At 38.5% G+C, this 17,047-nt stretch carries 17 protein-coding genes; 14 read left to right on the top strand and 3 right to left on the bottom strand.

All coding sequences use genetic code 11. The features are described 5' to 3' along the window. Positions 1-64 precede the first annotated feature (64 nt). The 4 genes from ACYQ1I_RS06425 to ACYQ1I_RS06410 all read left to right on the top strand — a co-directional run bounded on the left by ACYQ1I_RS06425 (position 65) and on the right by ACYQ1I_RS06410 (position 3,356). On the top strand, positions 65-1,210 hold the full coding sequence (locus ACYQ1I_RS06425; RefSeq protein WP_459763524.1) for an aminotransferase class V-fold PLP-dependent enzyme: 1,146 nt from the start codon (positions 65-67) through the stop codon (positions 1,208-1,210). Between the two features lie 245 nt (positions 1,211-1,455). Beyond that, positions 1,456-2,004: a DUF4446 family protein gene (locus tag ACYQ1I_RS06420; protein WP_459763522.1), complete on the top strand. Its 549-nt coding sequence runs from the start codon at positions 1,456-1,458 to the stop codon at positions 2,002-2,004. Further along, complete coding sequence (locus ACYQ1I_RS06415; protein WP_459763520.1) at positions 2,005-2,883, top strand: diacylglycerol/lipid kinase family protein; 879 nt, start codon at positions 2,005-2,007, stop codon at positions 2,881-2,883. A gap of 212 nt (positions 2,884-3,095) precedes the next feature. Next, positions 3,096-3,356 carry a YkuS family protein gene (locus tag ACYQ1I_RS06410; protein ID WP_459763518.1) on the top strand — a complete coding sequence of 87 codons (261 nt, stop codon included), beginning with the start codon at positions 3,096-3,098 and terminating at the stop codon, positions 3,354-3,356. A gap of 95 nt (positions 3,357-3,451) precedes the next feature. Here the strand turns inward: ACYQ1I_RS06410 and yyaC are convergent, their stop codons facing one another. Then, a complete protein-coding gene (gene yyaC, locus ACYQ1I_RS06405; RefSeq protein WP_459763516.1) occupies positions 3,452-4,057 on the bottom strand; it encodes a spore protease YyaC in 606 nt (201 codons plus the stop codon). A 254-nt stretch (positions 4,058-4,311) separates the two neighbouring features. On the opposite strand from yyaC, the gene ACYQ1I_RS06400 reads away from it, so the two are divergent. From ACYQ1I_RS06400 to ACYQ1I_RS06390, 3 genes are all read left to right on the top strand, one after another. Continuing rightward, positions 4,312-5,400 carry a YkvI family membrane protein gene (locus ACYQ1I_RS06400; protein WP_459763514.1) on the top strand — a complete coding sequence of 363 codons (1,089 nt, stop codon included), beginning with the start codon at positions 4,312-4,314 and terminating at the stop codon, positions 5,398-5,400. A 223-nt stretch (positions 5,401-5,623) separates the two neighbouring features. Beyond that, the gene (locus ACYQ1I_RS06395; protein ID WP_459763512.1) at positions 5,624-6,733 is read left to right on the top strand and encodes a DUF5711 family protein; all 1,110 of its coding nucleotides are present in this window, start codon (positions 5,624-5,626) and stop codon (positions 6,731-6,733) included. 14 nt (positions 6,734-6,747) lie between these two features. Further along, complete coding sequence (locus ACYQ1I_RS06390; RefSeq protein ID WP_459763510.1) at positions 6,748-7,416, top strand: CvpA family protein; 669 nt, start codon at positions 6,748-6,750, stop codon at positions 7,414-7,416. A 54-nt stretch (positions 7,417-7,470) separates the two neighbouring features. Here the strand turns inward: ACYQ1I_RS06390 and helD are convergent, their stop codons facing one another. After that, positions 7,471-9,783, bottom strand: a complete 2,313-nt coding sequence (gene helD, locus ACYQ1I_RS06385; protein WP_459763508.1) for an RNA polymerase recycling motor HelD — start codon at positions 9,781-9,783, stop codon at positions 7,471-7,473. 300 nt (positions 9,784-10,083) lie between these two features. Between helD and ACYQ1I_RS06380 the strand changes: the two genes are divergently transcribed. Next, entirely contained in the window at positions 10,084-10,206 is a 123-nt protein-coding gene (locus tag ACYQ1I_RS06380; RefSeq protein ID WP_459763506.1) for a hypothetical protein, read from the top strand. Between the two features lie 9 nt (positions 10,207-10,215). On the opposite strand, the gene ACYQ1I_RS06375 is transcribed toward ACYQ1I_RS06380, so the two are convergent. Beyond that, a complete protein-coding gene (locus tag ACYQ1I_RS06375; RefSeq protein ID WP_459763504.1) occupies positions 10,216-10,755 on the bottom strand; it encodes a nitroreductase family protein in 540 nt (179 codons plus the stop codon). A 275-nt stretch (positions 10,756-11,030) separates the two neighbouring features. Between ACYQ1I_RS06375 and ACYQ1I_RS06370 the strand changes: the two genes are divergently transcribed. From ACYQ1I_RS06370 to ACYQ1I_RS06345, 6 genes are all read left to right on the top strand, one after another. Then, complete coding sequence (locus tag ACYQ1I_RS06370; RefSeq protein WP_459763502.1) at positions 11,031-11,366, top strand: winged helix-turn-helix transcriptional regulator; 336 nt, start codon at positions 11,031-11,033, stop codon at positions 11,364-11,366. A 213-nt stretch (positions 11,367-11,579) separates the two neighbouring features. Further along, on the top strand, positions 11,580-13,250 hold the full coding sequence (gene dnaX / locus ACYQ1I_RS06365; protein ID WP_459763500.1) for a DNA polymerase III subunit gamma/tau: 1,671 nt from the start codon (positions 11,580-11,582) through the stop codon (positions 13,248-13,250). Positions 13,251-13,341: 91 nt separating this feature from the next. After that, the gene (locus ACYQ1I_RS06360; RefSeq protein ID WP_459763498.1) at positions 13,342-13,686 is read left to right on the top strand and encodes a YbaB/EbfC family nucleoid-associated protein; all 345 of its coding nucleotides are present in this window, start codon (positions 13,342-13,344) and stop codon (positions 13,684-13,686) included. Between the two features lie 20 nt (positions 13,687-13,706). Beyond that, positions 13,707-14,306, top strand: coding sequence for a recombination mediator RecR (gene recR, locus ACYQ1I_RS06355; protein WP_459763496.1), 600 nt, complete (start codon positions 13,707-13,709; stop codon positions 14,304-14,306). Between the two features lie 391 nt (positions 14,307-14,697). Next, positions 14,698-15,057 carry a hypothetical protein gene (locus ACYQ1I_RS06350; RefSeq protein WP_459763494.1) on the top strand — a complete coding sequence of 120 codons (360 nt, stop codon included), beginning with the start codon at positions 14,698-14,700 and terminating at the stop codon, positions 15,055-15,057. 231 nt (positions 15,058-15,288) lie between these two features. Beyond that, complete coding sequence (locus ACYQ1I_RS06345; RefSeq protein ID WP_459763492.1) at positions 15,289-17,034, top strand: sigma 54-interacting transcriptional regulator; 1,746 nt, start codon at positions 15,289-15,291, stop codon at positions 17,032-17,034. The last annotated feature ends 13 nt before the right edge of the window (positions 17,035-17,047 follow it).

Genomic DNA, 17,047 nt, shown 5'->3' with positions numbered 1-17,047 from the left:
ACAAAAAAATGATGAATATAGTATAAAAGTAATAAGAGATCCGTTGAAAGAGAGGGGAAAATGGGTGATTTATTTAGACAATGCCGCCACCAGTTACCCAAAGCCGGAAGCTGTTTATAATGCTATAATAGGGCAAATGAAGGAAGCCGGGGCAAATCCCGGCCGATCAGGGCATAAGATGGCCCTTGAGGCAGGGAGACAAATTTTTACTGCCAGGGAAAACATTGCTAAATTATTTAATATTGAAAATCCCATGCAGATAGTCTTTACGGGAAATGCCACCGAATCACTGAATTTGGCTATTAAAGGAGTTTTAAAGGCAAATGACCATGTCATTACCACCAGTATGGAGCATAATTCAGTGTTACGTCCAATCAAGACCCTAGAAAGCCTTGGAGTGGAAAACACGATTGTTCAATGTGATTCAATGGGAAAATTAGAGGCTAAGGACATAAAAAATGCCATTAAAAAAAACACCAGGCTTATTGTTATGACCCATGCTTCAAATATAACAGGTACCTTGATGCCCCTTGAGGAGGTGGGTCAAATTGCCAGAGAAAATAATATTCTTTTTCTGGTGGATGGTGCTCAAACAGCAGGAGTCTATGAAATAGATGTTCAGCGCTTCAACATAGATTTACTTGCCTTACCAGGCCATAAGGGCTTGATGGGACCCCAGGGAACTGGCATACTCTATATCAGAGAAGGGGTAGAGGTTATGCATTTTAAAGAGGGAGGGACTGGAAGCAGGTCTGAAGAATTAATTCAGCCAGAAATAATGCCTGACCGGTATGAAAGCGGCACTCCAAATTCCCCTGGAATTGCAGGTCTATCCAAGGGGGTAGAGTTTATTTTATCTGAAGGCCTGGATTCCATCAGGAAGCATGAGGAAGCCATCACTCAATACTTTATTGATGAGCTAAAAAAAATTGATGGAGTCAAAATATATGGTCCTCAGAACAGTAAAGAACAAGCCGCAGTCGTGTCAATTAATATTAGGAACGAGGATTCCTCTGAAATTGCATACATTTTAGATCGGGTATACAATATTGCCGTTAGACCGGGGTTACATTGTGCCCCCTATGCCCACAAAACGATAGGAACCTTTGAACAGGGAACTGTACGCTTTAGCTTTGGATATTTTACAAAGAGAGAAGAGCTTGAGCAGACGATTATTGCCATCAAAGAAATTTGTAATCAATTGGTTTAATGATTCATATTCTCCCATTTAAAGCTGTAGGCAATTCAATTGTCTTACAGCTTAAGTGGGAGTTTTTTTATGGGGGGCTTAGGTCAGTGGCACGACCTTTTATGTTACTCTACGATTATTTATATAATTTAGCTTGAAGGAAAATACAAAAACATAGTAGAATTATAATAGTTATCCAACTATCCAACCGATTTCAAATAAGCCTTAAATGTTTCACCATGCAGTTGAGAGAAGGGAGAAATGATATGCAGGGGTTAGTTACCTTTATTGAACAATATAGTATACCTATTATCATTGCTTGCTGCTTAATGAACATATTACTTGTTTTGCTGCTAAGCATTAATTATGGTATTACTGCCAGTTTAAGAGATAAGTATAAAAAATTAGTAAAGGGCACCAATGGTAAAAATATTGAGGGAATCTTAATGGAGCACATGGAAAGGGTTGAGGCTGCTAAAGAAGAACAGGAGCGATTATATCGAAAACTGGATATTTTAGAAAATAGAATGAGTTTTTGTGTACAAAAGGTAGGAATTATTCGATATAATGCTTTTCAGGACACCGGAAGTGACTTAAGCTATTCAATTGCCCTCTTAAATGCTAATAATGACGGTGTCATCATATCGGGAATTCATGGCAGAACGGAGACTATTTCTTATGCTAAGCCCGTTAAAGGCGGAGTATCTACTTATCCTCTATCAGTAGAGGAGTTACAAGCCTTAGATAGGGCTAAGGAAAATGTTTTGGATCACATTGAGGTAAAGGGGTCAAGAAGTAATCGAGAGGTAAGTTAAATGGCTAATTTGTCGTATCTATTTATTGTAAATCCTGTTGCCGGAAAAAATAGAGGAAGTAAACTAATTCCTATCATAGAAGACTATTGCCGGGAAAAAGCTATAACATTTAAAATTGTTAAAACTGAGGAAATTGGTGGAGCTACAGCAATAATAAAGCAATATATTAAAGAATATTACGATATCTATATAGCAGTAGGCGGTGATGGAACGGTTAATGAAGTGGTTAATGGAATTGTAGAGAGTGATAAAATAATGGGTATTATCCCTTGTGGTACTGGAAATGACTTTGCAAAGTCATTGGGCATACCAAAGGACCCACTGGAAGCATTGAGTCAGATTATCAACGGAACACCCAGGTTAATTGATATAGGAAAGGTAAATAATCATTGGTTTATCAATATTGCATCAATTGGACTAGATGCTGAAATAGCAGATTATACCAATCGGATAAAAGCTTTTTTTAATGGGGCCTATGCCTATATCATTGCCTTTATTAAGGTCCTTTTTTGTTTTAAGCCTTTAGAGGTTCAATTTAAAGAGGGACAAAGGGTTTATTCTAAACAGGTTATGCTGGTGGCCATATGTAATGGAAGCTACTATGGAGGAGGAGCTAAAATTGCTCCTAATGCAATCCTGTCTGATGGTTATTTTGATGTTTGTATTGTAGAAAAAATGGCCAAGCTTAAGCTTTTGGTATTATTCCCCAGTGTTTTTAAGGGAAGGCATGAAGCCTTTAAGGAAGTCAAGATTTACCGAACAAAAAGTATGACCATTAAAGGAAAAGAACTGGTAAAATTAAATTTAGATGGAGAAATTATTAATATCTTCGATGCAACCTTTCAACTTATAGCTTTAAAATTTAAAATAATATGCTAAAAGAATGAAAGTACAGTAGATCAGTATTAAATTGACTACTGTTTTTTTTATTTAAATATAGATAATTGAATCAATACAGTATAGAGAAATTTCAACAAGAATTGGTACTCCCACGATTACTTCAACATAAAATGGTATGGTATTTAAATTTAACGTCATTGAAGGTATGAAACAGCCCTTTACTAGGAAAAATATAGTAAGGAGGTGTTGTTATGAAAAGGGTAGCTGTACAGGATAATTTGGAATCGATCCGAGGAAGCTTAATCAAAAGGGGCTATCATGTAGTTTCCTTTGATTTTACAGGTCCTGTTGATGCTGTTATTTATACAGATCAGCACGGAGGCCTTGAAAACATCAACAATGGGGTAAACAGTAACGAAATGGGGGCGGTTTTAATTAATGGAAAGAACAAGGGGATTGATGAAATCATCTACATTATAGAAAAAAGAAGATATGGAAGCCTGTTTAGCTGAGAATTTGAACAGGCTTAATACAGGCATCCCCCCTCTGTTGTATATTCCCATAATACAGCAGAGGGGGGATTTTTTATCTGCATTCTGATTTAAGGCTATGTTTCCTGTATTGAAACCTCAGCCAGTTGCTTTGAATTTAACTTCCATAGTGCAAATTTTATGCCTTCAGCGATGGTCTCTGCCATTTTCATTACCAGGCTAAGGCGGGTATTTTGAAGAACAAGATATTCCATGTAGCCGCTCAGATTAACAATACCGGTAATATGGATATCGCCAACGCTGGGCAGATCCTTATTTACACCGGCCCCTGGTTTAAGGGGCCCATGGCCGATCTTAATGAATCCGATACGTTCCATCCTTCCGAGGCAAGCGTCGATGGCGACAATAAAGGGGTTTTGATAGGTTTCCTTTATTTCGGAAATCTTATCATGCAGATTTTTTGCATGTACAGGCTCATCTAAGGTTCCCCATAAATAGACATCTTGATAACGCCTTAGGGAATCCTGAAGCTTATAACCAATTAACGGACCTAAGGCGTCACCGGTTGAACGATCTGTACCAATACACAGGATCACAAGCTCCTTAAAGGGAAGCCGATAATAATGGGCAATATAATCAATCAACAGCATACTAAAATCTATATGAGCCATGGGAATATTAACATCGATCGAGTCCTTTAATTCAGGTTGAAGCATAGACATTTTGTTTCCTCCCCAGTATATGTGTTATGAGCTTGTACCCTACTCAGTCTTCAGCATATGTAAAATCATATTAAGAATAAGCAAAAAATATGATTTCTACTCAAACAGTTTTCCCGAAAAATAGCTTTTGATACTGTAAAATATAGGGTTTGATGACAGGAAGACCTACAAGACAATTTTCATATTCAGGCAAAGGCTTGGAATATATTTATATACAGAACTCATATTGTACTAATAGATGGGGGGAGAACGATTTGACCAGGAAAAAATCAATATACACGTTGGCCAGCGTTTACATAGGTACGGTGATTGGGGCAGGATTTGCCTCAGGGCAGGAGATTATACAGTTTTTTGGAAAGCACCAGAAATTAGGCATTCTAGGAATGTTTTTGGCAACAATTTTATTTATGCTCTTGGGCCTATGGATTTTGACAATGGTCTACGACAAAAGAGTCAAGGATTTTGCACATTTAATTGATCTTCACCTGGGAAATAATAAAAGCCTTGGAATGAACCTGCTATTGGCAGTGGTTTTACTCATTAGCTATTATGTGATGGTGGCAGGGGGAGGGGCTATTATAGAAGCCTACTTTAGTGTTTCTAATATCTATGGAGTTTTATTGATGACAGCACTTTGTTATTTTACCTTTTGTTATGGGATGAATGGCATAGCTAAGGCCAATCGGTTTATTGTGCCCATATTAATTATATTGGTGATTTTGTTTTTTATATTAACCCTTAACCAAAACACCTATTATTTTAGAGAATTGCTGAAGGAACCAGTAGGCCTCAAAGAGAATCTTCTAAAAGGTAAATGGTCATGGGAAAAAATTTATAATGTAGCCGGATGGGCATGGTCAGCAATATTATATGTTGGCTTTAATAGTTTGTCTGCAATGGTAATGATGGCAGGATTACGACCATTTATATATGACAAAAAGGCTGCCAGGCTGGGAGGAATCTTAGGGGGCCTTGGCCTCGGATTGATGGCCATGGCCATATTACTATGCTTAATGAGTGATTATTCTGCTGTTTATCAGTTGGAGGTTCCGATGATGGCAGTAGCTCAACGGTTAGGGGGGGGATTTAAAAAGACCTATAGTCTATTTCTTTGGATTTCGATGTATACCACAGCCATTGCCACCGGCTTCGGTGCTATTCAAAATTTCACACTGATATTTCATTTGCCCAAGGGCTTAACCCGAACAGTGGTGGTTTTATTGGGAATTCCCTTTGCTCTATTTGGATTTAAAAAATTAATTATGATCTTTTACCCTTTTTTTGGATACTTAGGGATATTGTTATTAATGGTGTTGGGCTTGAAAGGAAAAATAAGGATATAATTAGGACGTTTTCCTATTGGATTGAAGGATTTTGGGTGGTTAATGATGAATATATATATTAAGGATTGTTGAAATAAATACCAGTAAGTAAAAAAACCGCAATCATGTAAAATAGAAGGGCCCATTGTCCCATTGTGAAATGGTGCATTTCCTCATAAGTAATTAATATATTCAACAACCTAACAATAGAGAAAAATGTTTCACGTGAAACAGGAGGTAAAAGATGAATTCAAAAAAGAGAATTCTTTTTATCATGACGGTTGTATTAGTAATATTGTTCATTATAAACCCTAGAACCCTGGCATACTTTGAAAGTAAATTTGGTAATCCCGATCAGCAGCTAACCTTGCTGAAGGAACTGGAGCTTCCCCATAGCAGTCAAATAAAATATGCCAGACTAGGGCAACAATTAATTCAATATTGGGATGGCATTTTATATTCCTATGACATGGAAGGCAATCAAAACTGGAGCGTTTCACTAGGAGCAAGTAACCCTGAAATGATTACCAGCCATAATGAGGTTATATTAGTTGACAGCAGTAAAAAGGAAATAATAAAGGTGAACAATCAAGGTCAGTTGATCTATTCTATTCTGGCAAATGAGTCAATCGCTGATATTAAGCTCTGTAATGAAGGGTATGTTCTAGTGTATTATACACCACAGGGAGGTCCCCTTAGAAGCTTTGAGATTTTTGATAGTAAAGGAAATCGGTATGGAGAAATTACCGTTAGTGAAGGCGAGGTTATTAACAGTACCATATCAGGAAAAGAAAAAAAGGTTCTAATATATACTACCCAGGTGGCTAAGGGGAATATTGAAGGCAGTCTTATGGAATTTGACCTGAAGGGTAATCTGCTGGCAATAGAAAGTATGGGGCCGGGGATTCCCTTAAATGTTAATTTTGATGATAATGGAAATCGAAAAATAGTCTATACCGATAGGGTTATGTATGGTGGTAAAGATGAGGTTAAATGGACGTTGGATGAAGAGGGGCTTCAATCGATTGCAGAGGAAGGAAAGCTAATGGTCCTATACTTTAAAAAGGCAGGAGGAATTGGCTTTTTTAAGAAGTCTGAAGATAAATTAAGAATTTATGATTTTCAAGGTGATTTAATGGGTGAAACTGTTTTAGAGGATCAGATGAAGGGATTGGATCTGTTGGAAGGGGAAATTGTCAGCTATTCAGATCGTAGTATTTATCTTTTTAATGATCGGGCAGAGCTTAAAATGAATTTTAAATACAATGGTGATATAGAGCAGGTGTTTATGCTTCCCCAGGGGAATATGGCAGTTATCACCAAGGAAAAATTGGCTTTTTATAAAATTCAGTAGTAGGAGCGAATATTATGAGCTTATTAGATATCATTATAGGTGTTATTTTATTATTTAATCTATTTCAAGGCTATCAAAAGGGACTTGTATGGACCTTATTTGGCCTGACAAGCTATATAATTGCCTTTTTAGGGGCAAAATGGTATCACTTGAATTTGTCTGTCTGGATTCAGGCTAATACAGGCATATTAGATAAAATCAGAACCTTTGTGGATGGCAGGTCAGAGGGATTTTTGGAGCAGTTTTTTATCAGCAGCCTAGAAAACAATCAGCCAAGCTCAGGCCTTTGGCAATGGATGGACCAGCACTTTGTTCAAGAGGCAAGCCTGGGAGGAATTGCCCATCAAGGGGTGGAATTTTTAAAAGAAGAAATCATAATGAATATAGCAACTAGTATTTTAAATATTCTTTGCTTGCTGTTTCTTTTTATTGCCATAAAGGTAATTATGAGCTTTGTGGCCAGAATATGCAATCAGCTGTTTAAACTGCCGATATTAAGTACCTTTAACAAGGTCGGCGGTCTTTTAATAGGTGCTGTTAAAGGTTTATTACTGGTGGTGATTACCTTTACAATATTTGTTGCAATGGCCATGGCTTCACCCGAAGGCTGGGCAGCTGGACTAATTGAGAAATCGGTGTCGGTACAGATGTTCTTTAAGTACGCTATGCCTTTTATTATTTAATAAAATCTAAAAGAACTGCCTATATGATCTGACAGGCAGTTCTTTTTTTAACTATTATTGATGTTGTATTAGACCTTCACTCAGATGACCTAAAACCTTCGACAGGTTATTCTGATATAAAAGAACCAGCTTGTGTAATGCCCGTGTAGCACCGATATATAGTAGCTTTACGTCAATGGGGTTTAACTGATAGGTGGCTTCATTAACATCCCACAGTATAACGGAATCAAACTCTAACCCCTTGGCAAGATAGGAAGGAATGATCACCACCCCTTCTTTAAAATCGGTGGTTTGATCTGTTAGTAAATACACCTCTTTTATTTTTTTGTTGAGCAGCCCATATACCTTTTCTGTCGTGGTCAAATCCTTGCATATAACGGCCACTGACTGGTACTGCTCCTCCTTTAGGTGGTGAATGGTTTTGATTACCGTTAGAACCATATGGGCCTCGTCGCTACACTGAATCAAGCTGGGTAGGTCACCATTTCTAAATACAGGCTCGGCTAAAACCGGCTTAAGGTCATCACATTTTTTAATAATCTCATTGGCAAAATTGACAATCTCTACGGTGGAGCGGTAGCTTGTGGTTAGTATATGATAATGGTAGTCTCGATCTTTAAAAACCCGTTTCATAGACTTCTCCCAGTTTTGTATGCCCTTATAGGAATAGATGCCCTGGGAAAGGTCTCCCACAAAGGTAAAGGAATCGTTGATGCAAACCTCCCTTAGGGCAGCCAGCTTAAACTCGTCCATATCCTGAGCTTCATCAACGACAATATGGTTATACTTATTTTTGTCATCCAGGCCAAAGAGCTTCATTTTAATATAGGCCAGGGGGGCCAGGTCTTCATTGTCATAGAGGTTATCCTTTAATTGTAATGTAATCTTTTCAATTGCACGGTTCAATAAATCTTCTCCTACAGGGGACCCAAAGGCTTTGATTATTTCCTGGCTTTGAAAGGCTTCCTTGTAAAAGGTGAATACATCTAATGGGGGAAGGGAAGCAATATAGGCATCTACTCCCTTGGCAATGGATTTTTTAAAATGCTTCATTTTTTCATCCCGCTCATCGTAAATTTGTATCAATTGGGGTCTTAAGGCCTCAATATTCGTACTGGTTTGCCTGATGGACTGGAGCCTTTCCTCATAAATTTGTTCGATTCTCTCGTAATATTCTTTAATATCGCTCTTAATTTTATTTTTCAAATACTCCTTGAGCTTTAAAATCCTCTCCTTCAGTGCTAAATGCAGATTACTGGTAATAAAGACCTGATAAATTGCCTTAGCCTCCAACACCTCAACCCCTTCAATCGATAGACTATGGTTAGGAATTATACTATGCTCCAGCTGCCTAATCAGATTATCAATTACCTTTTTAAATAATATAGAGCCCTTTATTTTGGCTGCAGTAGCCATAATTCGACCTGATTCGTCACGACACTTCATTAAATCTTTCAATTGGTCGATCCGATGGGTTAGTTTCATTTTTTTCTGAATAATGGTCATAGCCCAATCCTCGAAGGTTGTTTGGAAGACATCCTCCACCCCTAAATCGGGTAAAATTTCAGAAATATAGTTCAGAAACAGCCTATTGGGGGCCACTACCATATAGTTTGGGTTGTGTATGCTTCTGCGGTTATTATAGATCAAATAAGCCATTCGGTGCAGGGCTATGGTGGTTTTACCTCCGCCGGCTACCCCTTGAACCACCAGGGGCTTTAACATGTCGCTACGAATTACCTTGTTCTGCTGATCCTGTATGGTCGCTACAATTTCCTTTAAACGCCCTTGGTTAGAACGGCTGAGGGCCTCGATTAAAAAATCCCCTCTACCCTTTAGGCTGTCTTCGATTTTACTTTCCGAGGTCTGCTCGTCGTAGATCTCTTGAAGGCATCCAGAGGATATTTCGTATCTTCTTTTTAAGAACAATTTACCCCGAATTTCACCCCTGGGGGCCTTGTAAAATACCTCTTGACTATGGCCGCTGTAATAGATATCAGCAATGGGGGCCCGCCAATCGACAACAATAGGAACTTCCCTTTGCTGGTCATGAAGGCCGTGCTTTCCAATATAGATTACCTCTTGCTCGTCCCTTCCATTTTCCTGAAAATCAATTCGTCCGAAATAAGGTGTTGATTGGGCATAGTCCATGATCTTTAAATCCTTAGCGGTATATTGATGAAGCTGCTGCTTTGCTACAAGTCTTTCATCCTGAAGGTGGCTGACGGTTTTCCGAATCTCAAGAACTTCTTTTTTCAATATCTCCTCATGGGCTAGCAAACGTACCTTTTCTTTTTTTACCCAATCAATTGTTTTCTCCAGATGCTGACATTCACTTAAATAATTAGGGTGCTGGCTGGCCGGCATATTATCCCTCCTTTAAAAAGTTGTGTTCTTGAACATGTAAAAATATTGTATGTGATTCCATCATGAAAGACAAATTCCTCTTAGGGGGGGCTAGAGGCTTTTAAGTGGTCGAAATTGAGAAAGGTGTTTTTTTCTCTCTAATTCAAATTAATACTTGCCAGATTACAACTTTTTTGGTACACTATTGTTATTAGGAATGCCAAAAATCAATAGAGATAGGATAGCTTTTTCCATTGGAAGGCTATCCTTTTTTAATTATTAATCTGAAGTCATTTAAATAGGATATAATTCACCGGGCTGATGGAAGAAAAAAAGGCCTTCAACTACATAATCGCAGTTGAAAGACCCTTGCAGAGTGCATTTTCAGCTATCTTAAATAACCTTTCAGTCATTAACCAGGGGAATAAGGATATTGCCCGATAGTGTATATGCTTATGTTCTGTTCGCTTCATCAGAAAAAGAGCCATAGAAGGTGGTTTTCGATAGATCAAGACGCTTGCTGTGATAAGGATGGGGCGAAGCGTCGTCACTGGGATAACCGAGTAATAGCAATACAACAGGGATGATATTAGCAGGAATATTAAAGGTTTCTCGTATAGCCTGGGGGTCAAAATGTCCTACCCAAGTGGAACCTATCCCTAAATTCGCTGCCTCTAGCATCATGTGTGTTGCAACAATGCTGGCGTCAATATCGCCGCTGTCTTTGTTGTCATATTTCCTTTTCCAACTTACATTTTCATCATAACAGACCAGCAGGGCCAGGGTTTGCTGAAAACGATAGGGAGTGCAATGTTCTAATTTAGATAAATCTTCGTCACTGTTTAGAACGAGAATTCGCTGTGGTTGATAATTCACAGCAGTAGGAGCCACTCGGCCGGCCTCTAATATCATATTTAGTTTTTCCTTTTCCACCTTGACATCGCTAAATTTCCTGACAGAATAGCGATTTTTGGCCAATTCTAAAAAATCCATATTATTACCTCCTTGTTAGCTTATAATTGATAATTACTACGCAGTTAAAACTTGAATTATTCCCTAATGAAATTTTCATAAGCCAGGCGGAGGAGGAGCAATATCGAGCCATATGGCGACCGATGACAACGAGGCTGTATAGAAATTTAACCAGGGATAACCTAGAATTTAATTGCGACGGGGTACTAGGTAAAGTGTATATGGTTATATTCAATTATTCAAGTATGAACATTTTTGTTATAAACTATACTTTTGGTTAGTATGGAGGTGTTGTTATGGATTTTGAAAGCAAGTACGGAAAATGCCCGATATACTATACGATTTCTATAGTGGAAGGTAAATGGAAATGGGTTATTCTGTATAAGATTTACCAATTCAAGGTCATACGTTACAATAGACTACGGGAGGAACTACAGCCCATAGCCCATAGAACCTTGAGCAAACAACTCAAGGAACTAGAGGCTGACAATTTGGTTCATCGAGAACAATATAACGAAGTACCGCCCAGAGTAGAGTATTCACTTACAGAAGAAGGAAAAACACTGATCCCTATTCTTGAGCTTATGGCTGAATGGGGTAAACAGCGCTTAGATGACCAAATGGAGGATTAAACAGGTATCGATTATACTACTGGTGTGCCATACAGTATATGACCGAAAACGCCCCCAAAAACATCTGAGGGTCTGTTTTAATTTTGAAAAATAATGAGAGATACTAGGGGCCTTTTGCAAAGAAAATAATGGGTAATTTCAGCCATTAAGATGTATTTCAACGGCCCACTATGATATAATAAAAAATATTGAAATAGACTGTAGGTGATAAATTTGGCATATCAAGCTCTATATAGAAGATTTAGGCCAGTTGTTTTTGAAGATGTGGTGGGACAAGGCAGCATTGTGACTACCTTAAAAAATCAAATCAAAACCTCTAAAATTTCCCATGCCTATCTTTTTTCCGGCACCAGAGGAACCGGAAAAACCTCCACAGCGAAGATTTTTGCCAGAGCGGTAAATTGCTTGAGTCCTGTTGATGAAAACCCCTGTAATAAATGTGAGGTTTGCAGGGGCATTATGACAGAAAATATAATGGATGTATTGGAAATAGATGCCGCCTCAAACAATGGAGTCGACCATATTCGAGAAATACGTGAGAATGTTAAGTACCCACCTTCAAAGGGGAAATATAAGGTCTACATCATTGACGAGGTTCATATGCTAAGTGGAGGTGCCTTCAATGCACTGTTAAAAACCCTTGAAGAGCCTCCCTCCCATGTGATCTTTATATTAGCCACCACTGAGCCCCACAAGCTGCCGGCCACCATTTTGTCACGGTGTCAGCGTTTTGATTTTAAGCCTGTGAAGCTGCCGGAAATTGTTGGACTCTTAACCCGTATTTGTCAGGCCACAGAAATTTCCTTTGAAGAAAAGGCGTTGAGGGTTATTGCACAGAATGGAAAGGGAAGCCTGCGGGACTCTTTAAGCATTTTGGAGCAATGTATGGGCTTTAGTAAAGGGAATTTAACCTATAATGAAGTAATCAACACCCTGGGACTTACCGATGAAGAGGTTCTGTATCAGCTGGCCCAGGCCATAAAGCAAAGGAATCCTGGTGGGGCCCTGGAGATGATTCAGAGCCTAATTGCAGAGGGTAAGGATGTTCAATTGCTAATTAAGGATTTGATTACTCATTTTAGACAGCTTCTGATGCTGAAGCTAAAGGTGGAATCAGATAGCTTTTTCTGTACCGGGGAGATTCAGGAAATGCTGACTGAACAGAGCGGACAGTTTACTGAGGAGGAGCTGACAAGATGTATTTATCAGCTTTCTGATGCAGAAGGAAAGGCAAAATATGCAGCACAGCCCCAAATTATACTGGAGGTTGTGATTGTGACCCTATGCCGACCAGAAACGGAAAATTCCCTAGAGGCCTTAAGCCTTAGAATAGATGCCCTTGAGGCTGCCATTAAGAATGGAAATATAAAGACAGCGGCTGCCGTCAATGAGGATATTCATAAGACAAGACAGCAGCTAACACAAAGGGCTGTTAAGGCCGCTGAAAAGAATAGTTCTGAAGCAGTTGTTAATAATAATGAAATAAAGGCCCAGCCGCCAGAGGCAAAGGATGCCCCTGTTTCAACAAGCCCGCCTGATTTAAAGGTAATACAGGGAAGGTGGAATGATATTCTTGAATCTCTAAGATTGAAGAAGAAGGCACAAATAAAGGCCTTTTTAATGGAGGGGCAGCCCGTAGACCTGCAGGGAGACCGTTTGGTGATTAGCTTTCGAGATGGCTTTGGCTTTCATCGCGAGGCCCTTGACAAGGATAAAAACAAAGAGATCATATGTAGTGAAATCATGGAAATTACCGGCCAACGGGTGAGCCTGTCCTTTGTTATGGAAAATCAGCTGGGTAATTTTCAGCCCCAGGAGGCTGACCCCATTGATGAGCTGAAGGAAATGCTGCCCAGGGGAATGTTGGAAATTATAGAGGAGTAGCAAGGTTGGAAAAATTTATGATATAATACTCCTTGAAAGTGAGCTAAAATATTTCAGGGGAAGAATTAATATAATGATAGGAGGAGTTTACATGGCAAAAAGAGGATTTCAAGGAATGGGTGGAATGCCTAATATGAATAATATGATGAAGCAGGTTCAACAAATGCAAAAGAAGATGGAGCAAACCCAGGAGGAATTAAACAATCGTGAGTTTGAAACCAGTGCAGGTGGCGGAGCCGTAACCGTTAAAATTAATGGTAAAAAAGAAGTTTTAGCAATTGAGATTAAACCAGAGGTAGTTGACCCAGAGGATGTGGAAATGCTGCAGGATTTGGTGATGGCAGCAGTCAATGAGGCCATTAGAACGGCTGAAGAAGTGGTAACAAAGGAAATGTCAAAGATTACAGGTAATATCAGTTTACCCGGTTTATTTTAATTGAAGGCCTGGTGGACTAAATGAATTATTATTCAGCACCCATTGCCGCCCTGATTGAAGAGTTCAGTAAATTACCCGGAATTGGTAGAAAAACTGCTCAACGATTAGCCTTCCATGTTATCAGCCAACCCCAGGATTCTGTTGAAAGGTTGTCGGATGCAATAATTAATGCAAAGCGAAGCGTAAGGTATTGTAATATTTGTACAAACCTGACGGATCAAGAGGTCTGTTCTATTTGCAGTGATCAATCTCGCCATAAGGAATTGATCTGTGTGGTTGAAGACCCTCGAGACGTGGTGGCCATGGAAAAAACAAAGGAGTTTCGGGGCTATTATCATGTATTGCATGGGGCCATTTCTCCCCTTGATGGAATCGGCCCGGAGGATATTAAAATAAAGGAGCTGTTAAGCCGAATTGGAGCAGATCCCGTTGAAGAGGTAATTTTAGCAACAAACCCCAATATAGAGGGAGAAGCCACTGCTATGTACATAGCCAGGCTGCTAAAGCCTATGGGCATAAAGGTAACTCGTATTGCCCACGGTATACCTGTGGGGGGAGACCTGGAGTATGCCGATGAGGTGACCTTAACCAAGGCCCTGGAGGGGCGTCGTGAGCTGTAGTAATTTAATTGAAGACTTGAATTTACAATAAATTTCTTTTAAAAAGCAAAATGTCTGAAACAAGAAAATGAAGTACTGCTAGGAACATGGCTCAAGCGGAATAAGACATCTCCGTTAAGCCATGTTTTTATATTAGATAAAGATATAGAAAAGGCTTTAGTAAAATATATATGGCGGTTACCCAAAGCTAAAATTTATAGGACTCGTTTCTATCCTCTGAATATTAAAGCGGGATGGAGATAGTGTCATGTAAGGTCTGCATTCTAATGATGAAATAGTAATAAAATATTTTTTAATATCTGCTAGTTTATTGTAAAGAAAATTTAGTGTACAATAATAATAGGATTTATTTGAAATGATATACATAAATAAGGGGGAAGGGGGAGTTTGTATGGCTGATGATAAGGTATTTGAATTGTTATCAAAAATGTATGGTGAAATGCAATTAAAATTTGACCAAATTGATAAAAGATTTGACGAAGTAGATAAAAGGTTTGATGGAGTAGATAAAAGATTTAATGAAGTAGACAAAAGATTTGATGAAGTAGACAAAAGATTTGATAAAATTGAGGGGAAGGTAACAACCTTAGAATTTGAGCTGAAGGATACAAAAGCAACTTTAATGGATGGATATACTACCCTATACGAGAAAATAACTGTATTAGAGGATAAGGTTGATAAATTGTCTGATAGAGTGGATGGTCAAAGTGTTGAGATAAGAGTAATAAAAAATGATAGACTGGCTAAGTGATTGAAAAGAAGGTGTAGTTTAAAAAAAGAATACATAATTTCACTAGAAATCACACTTTATAGGGTGTGATTTTTAATTTGCTAAGGGGTTTCTTGCAAATCCTTTGGTGAAGTGTTATCTTATTCATAAGGAAAAACCTACGTGACTGCTATGATAGAAGATAACACTTTTATTAAATTGCCTAACAACAGATTAACATATACACTAGATAGTGAAATGAGGGGATTGTCTATGTTACTTCAAAAAGTCGCCCAAGGGGTTCAACAGATAGCGGAAGCTATTGCGGCTACTGTTAATAGTAATGTTACTATTGTAGATTCAAATCTAGTTCGGGTAGCAGGGACAGGTCCTTATCAAAAAAAGATCCAAAATTATATTCCCCATGGATCTGCCTTTATCAAAGTACTTACCAGCAAAGAAACTATTCTTATTGAAAATCCGGGAAAAGGAAATGTTTGTTTAAATTGCACTTCAAGGGATAATTGTATAGAAACCTTTCAAATCTGTACACCAATAATCTGGCAGGATCAAGCTATTGGTGTTATTGGTATTTTTGCCTTTAACGAGAAACAAAAGAAATACCTGCAGGAAAGACAGGAGAACTTCCTAATCTTTTTAAAGAAAATGTCGGAGCTTTTGGCCAGCAAAGTAGGAGAGGCGGTTCTTTATGAGGAAATAGCAGCTAATAATAAGGAGCTGGATGCTGTTATTCAAAATGTGAATCAAGGTGTTATCTGTGTTAATGCCAAAGGTAAAATCAAAAACATTAATCCTAAAGCCATTAATTTATTGGGGCTTACTCAATCCACAATAGAGTTAACGGAAATGTATATTCAAGATATTTGGCCTGGATCCTTAATGTTAAAGGCGATAGAAAAAAACCAGGATATATTGGACAAGGAAGAGTATCTTAAAGAAAGCGGTTTTTTAACAACGGTAAAGCTAATCTATCAGGAGGGTAATATTTCAAGGGCTGTATGTACCTTCACCGATCTGGAAAACATTCAGAAATTTGCCTTTCGAGCAAGGGAGAAAAACAGAGATTTCAATTTTGACAATATCATTGGAGTCAGTTCTAAGCTTCATGAAATAAAGAAAAGAGCCAGACAAGTGGCTAATTTTGATTCCACAACACTTATTGTGGGAGAAAGTGGAACAGGAAAAGAAATTTTTGCAAGGGCAATTCACAATGCCAGCCCTAGGGCTGATCATGCCTTTATCGGTATTAACTGTAGTGCTATTCCAGAAACGTTGTTGGAAAGTGAGCTTTTTGGCTATGAAACAGGGGCCTTCACAGGGGCCAATAGTAAGGGAAAGCCAGGAAAAATTGAATTGGCCAACAAGGGAACCTTTTTCCTAGATGAAATAGGAGACATGCCATTATTTTTACAGGCGAAATTATTAAGGGTTTTGCAGGACAGAAGGGTAACAAAGATAGGAGGCGTAAAGCCCATCGAGTTGGATGTACGAATCATGGCGGCAACCAATAGAAATTTGGAGGAGTTAATTGAAAAAAAGATGTTTAGAGAAGATCTATACTATCGTTTAAATGTTATTCCCATCTATTTGCCGCCCCTTCGAGAAAGACAGGAAGATATTCCCGTAATTGCTGAGCATTTTTTAAATACCTATAATAAAAAATTCCAAAAAAGCATCCGGGGCTTTACTGAAGATGCAATGGAGTTTTTACTAAGTTATTCCTGGCCAGGGAACGTAAGGGAACTGGAAAATATCGTTGAATATGGCATCAATTTTGCACAGGGTAGTTATATTACCCTAGAGGACATAAAGGATCGCTTCAGACCGTTTTTAGACACCAGAACTAAGACCTTAAAGGAAATGGTCAATGATTATGAAAGGGAAATCATTGCAAAATACCTGGATCGCTTCGGGTGGAGTGATGAAGGAAAAGAAAGTGTAGCCAAGGTTTTAGGAATAAGCCGGGCAACATTATACAGAAAGCTATCTCAAAAATGAGATGGTTTTTCTC

The sequence above is a fragment of the Alkaliphilus crotonatoxidans genome, from assembly GCF_054658015.1.
Note: the sequence above shows the minus strand (reverse complement) of the source record. Positions and strands in the feature narration are given on the sequence as shown.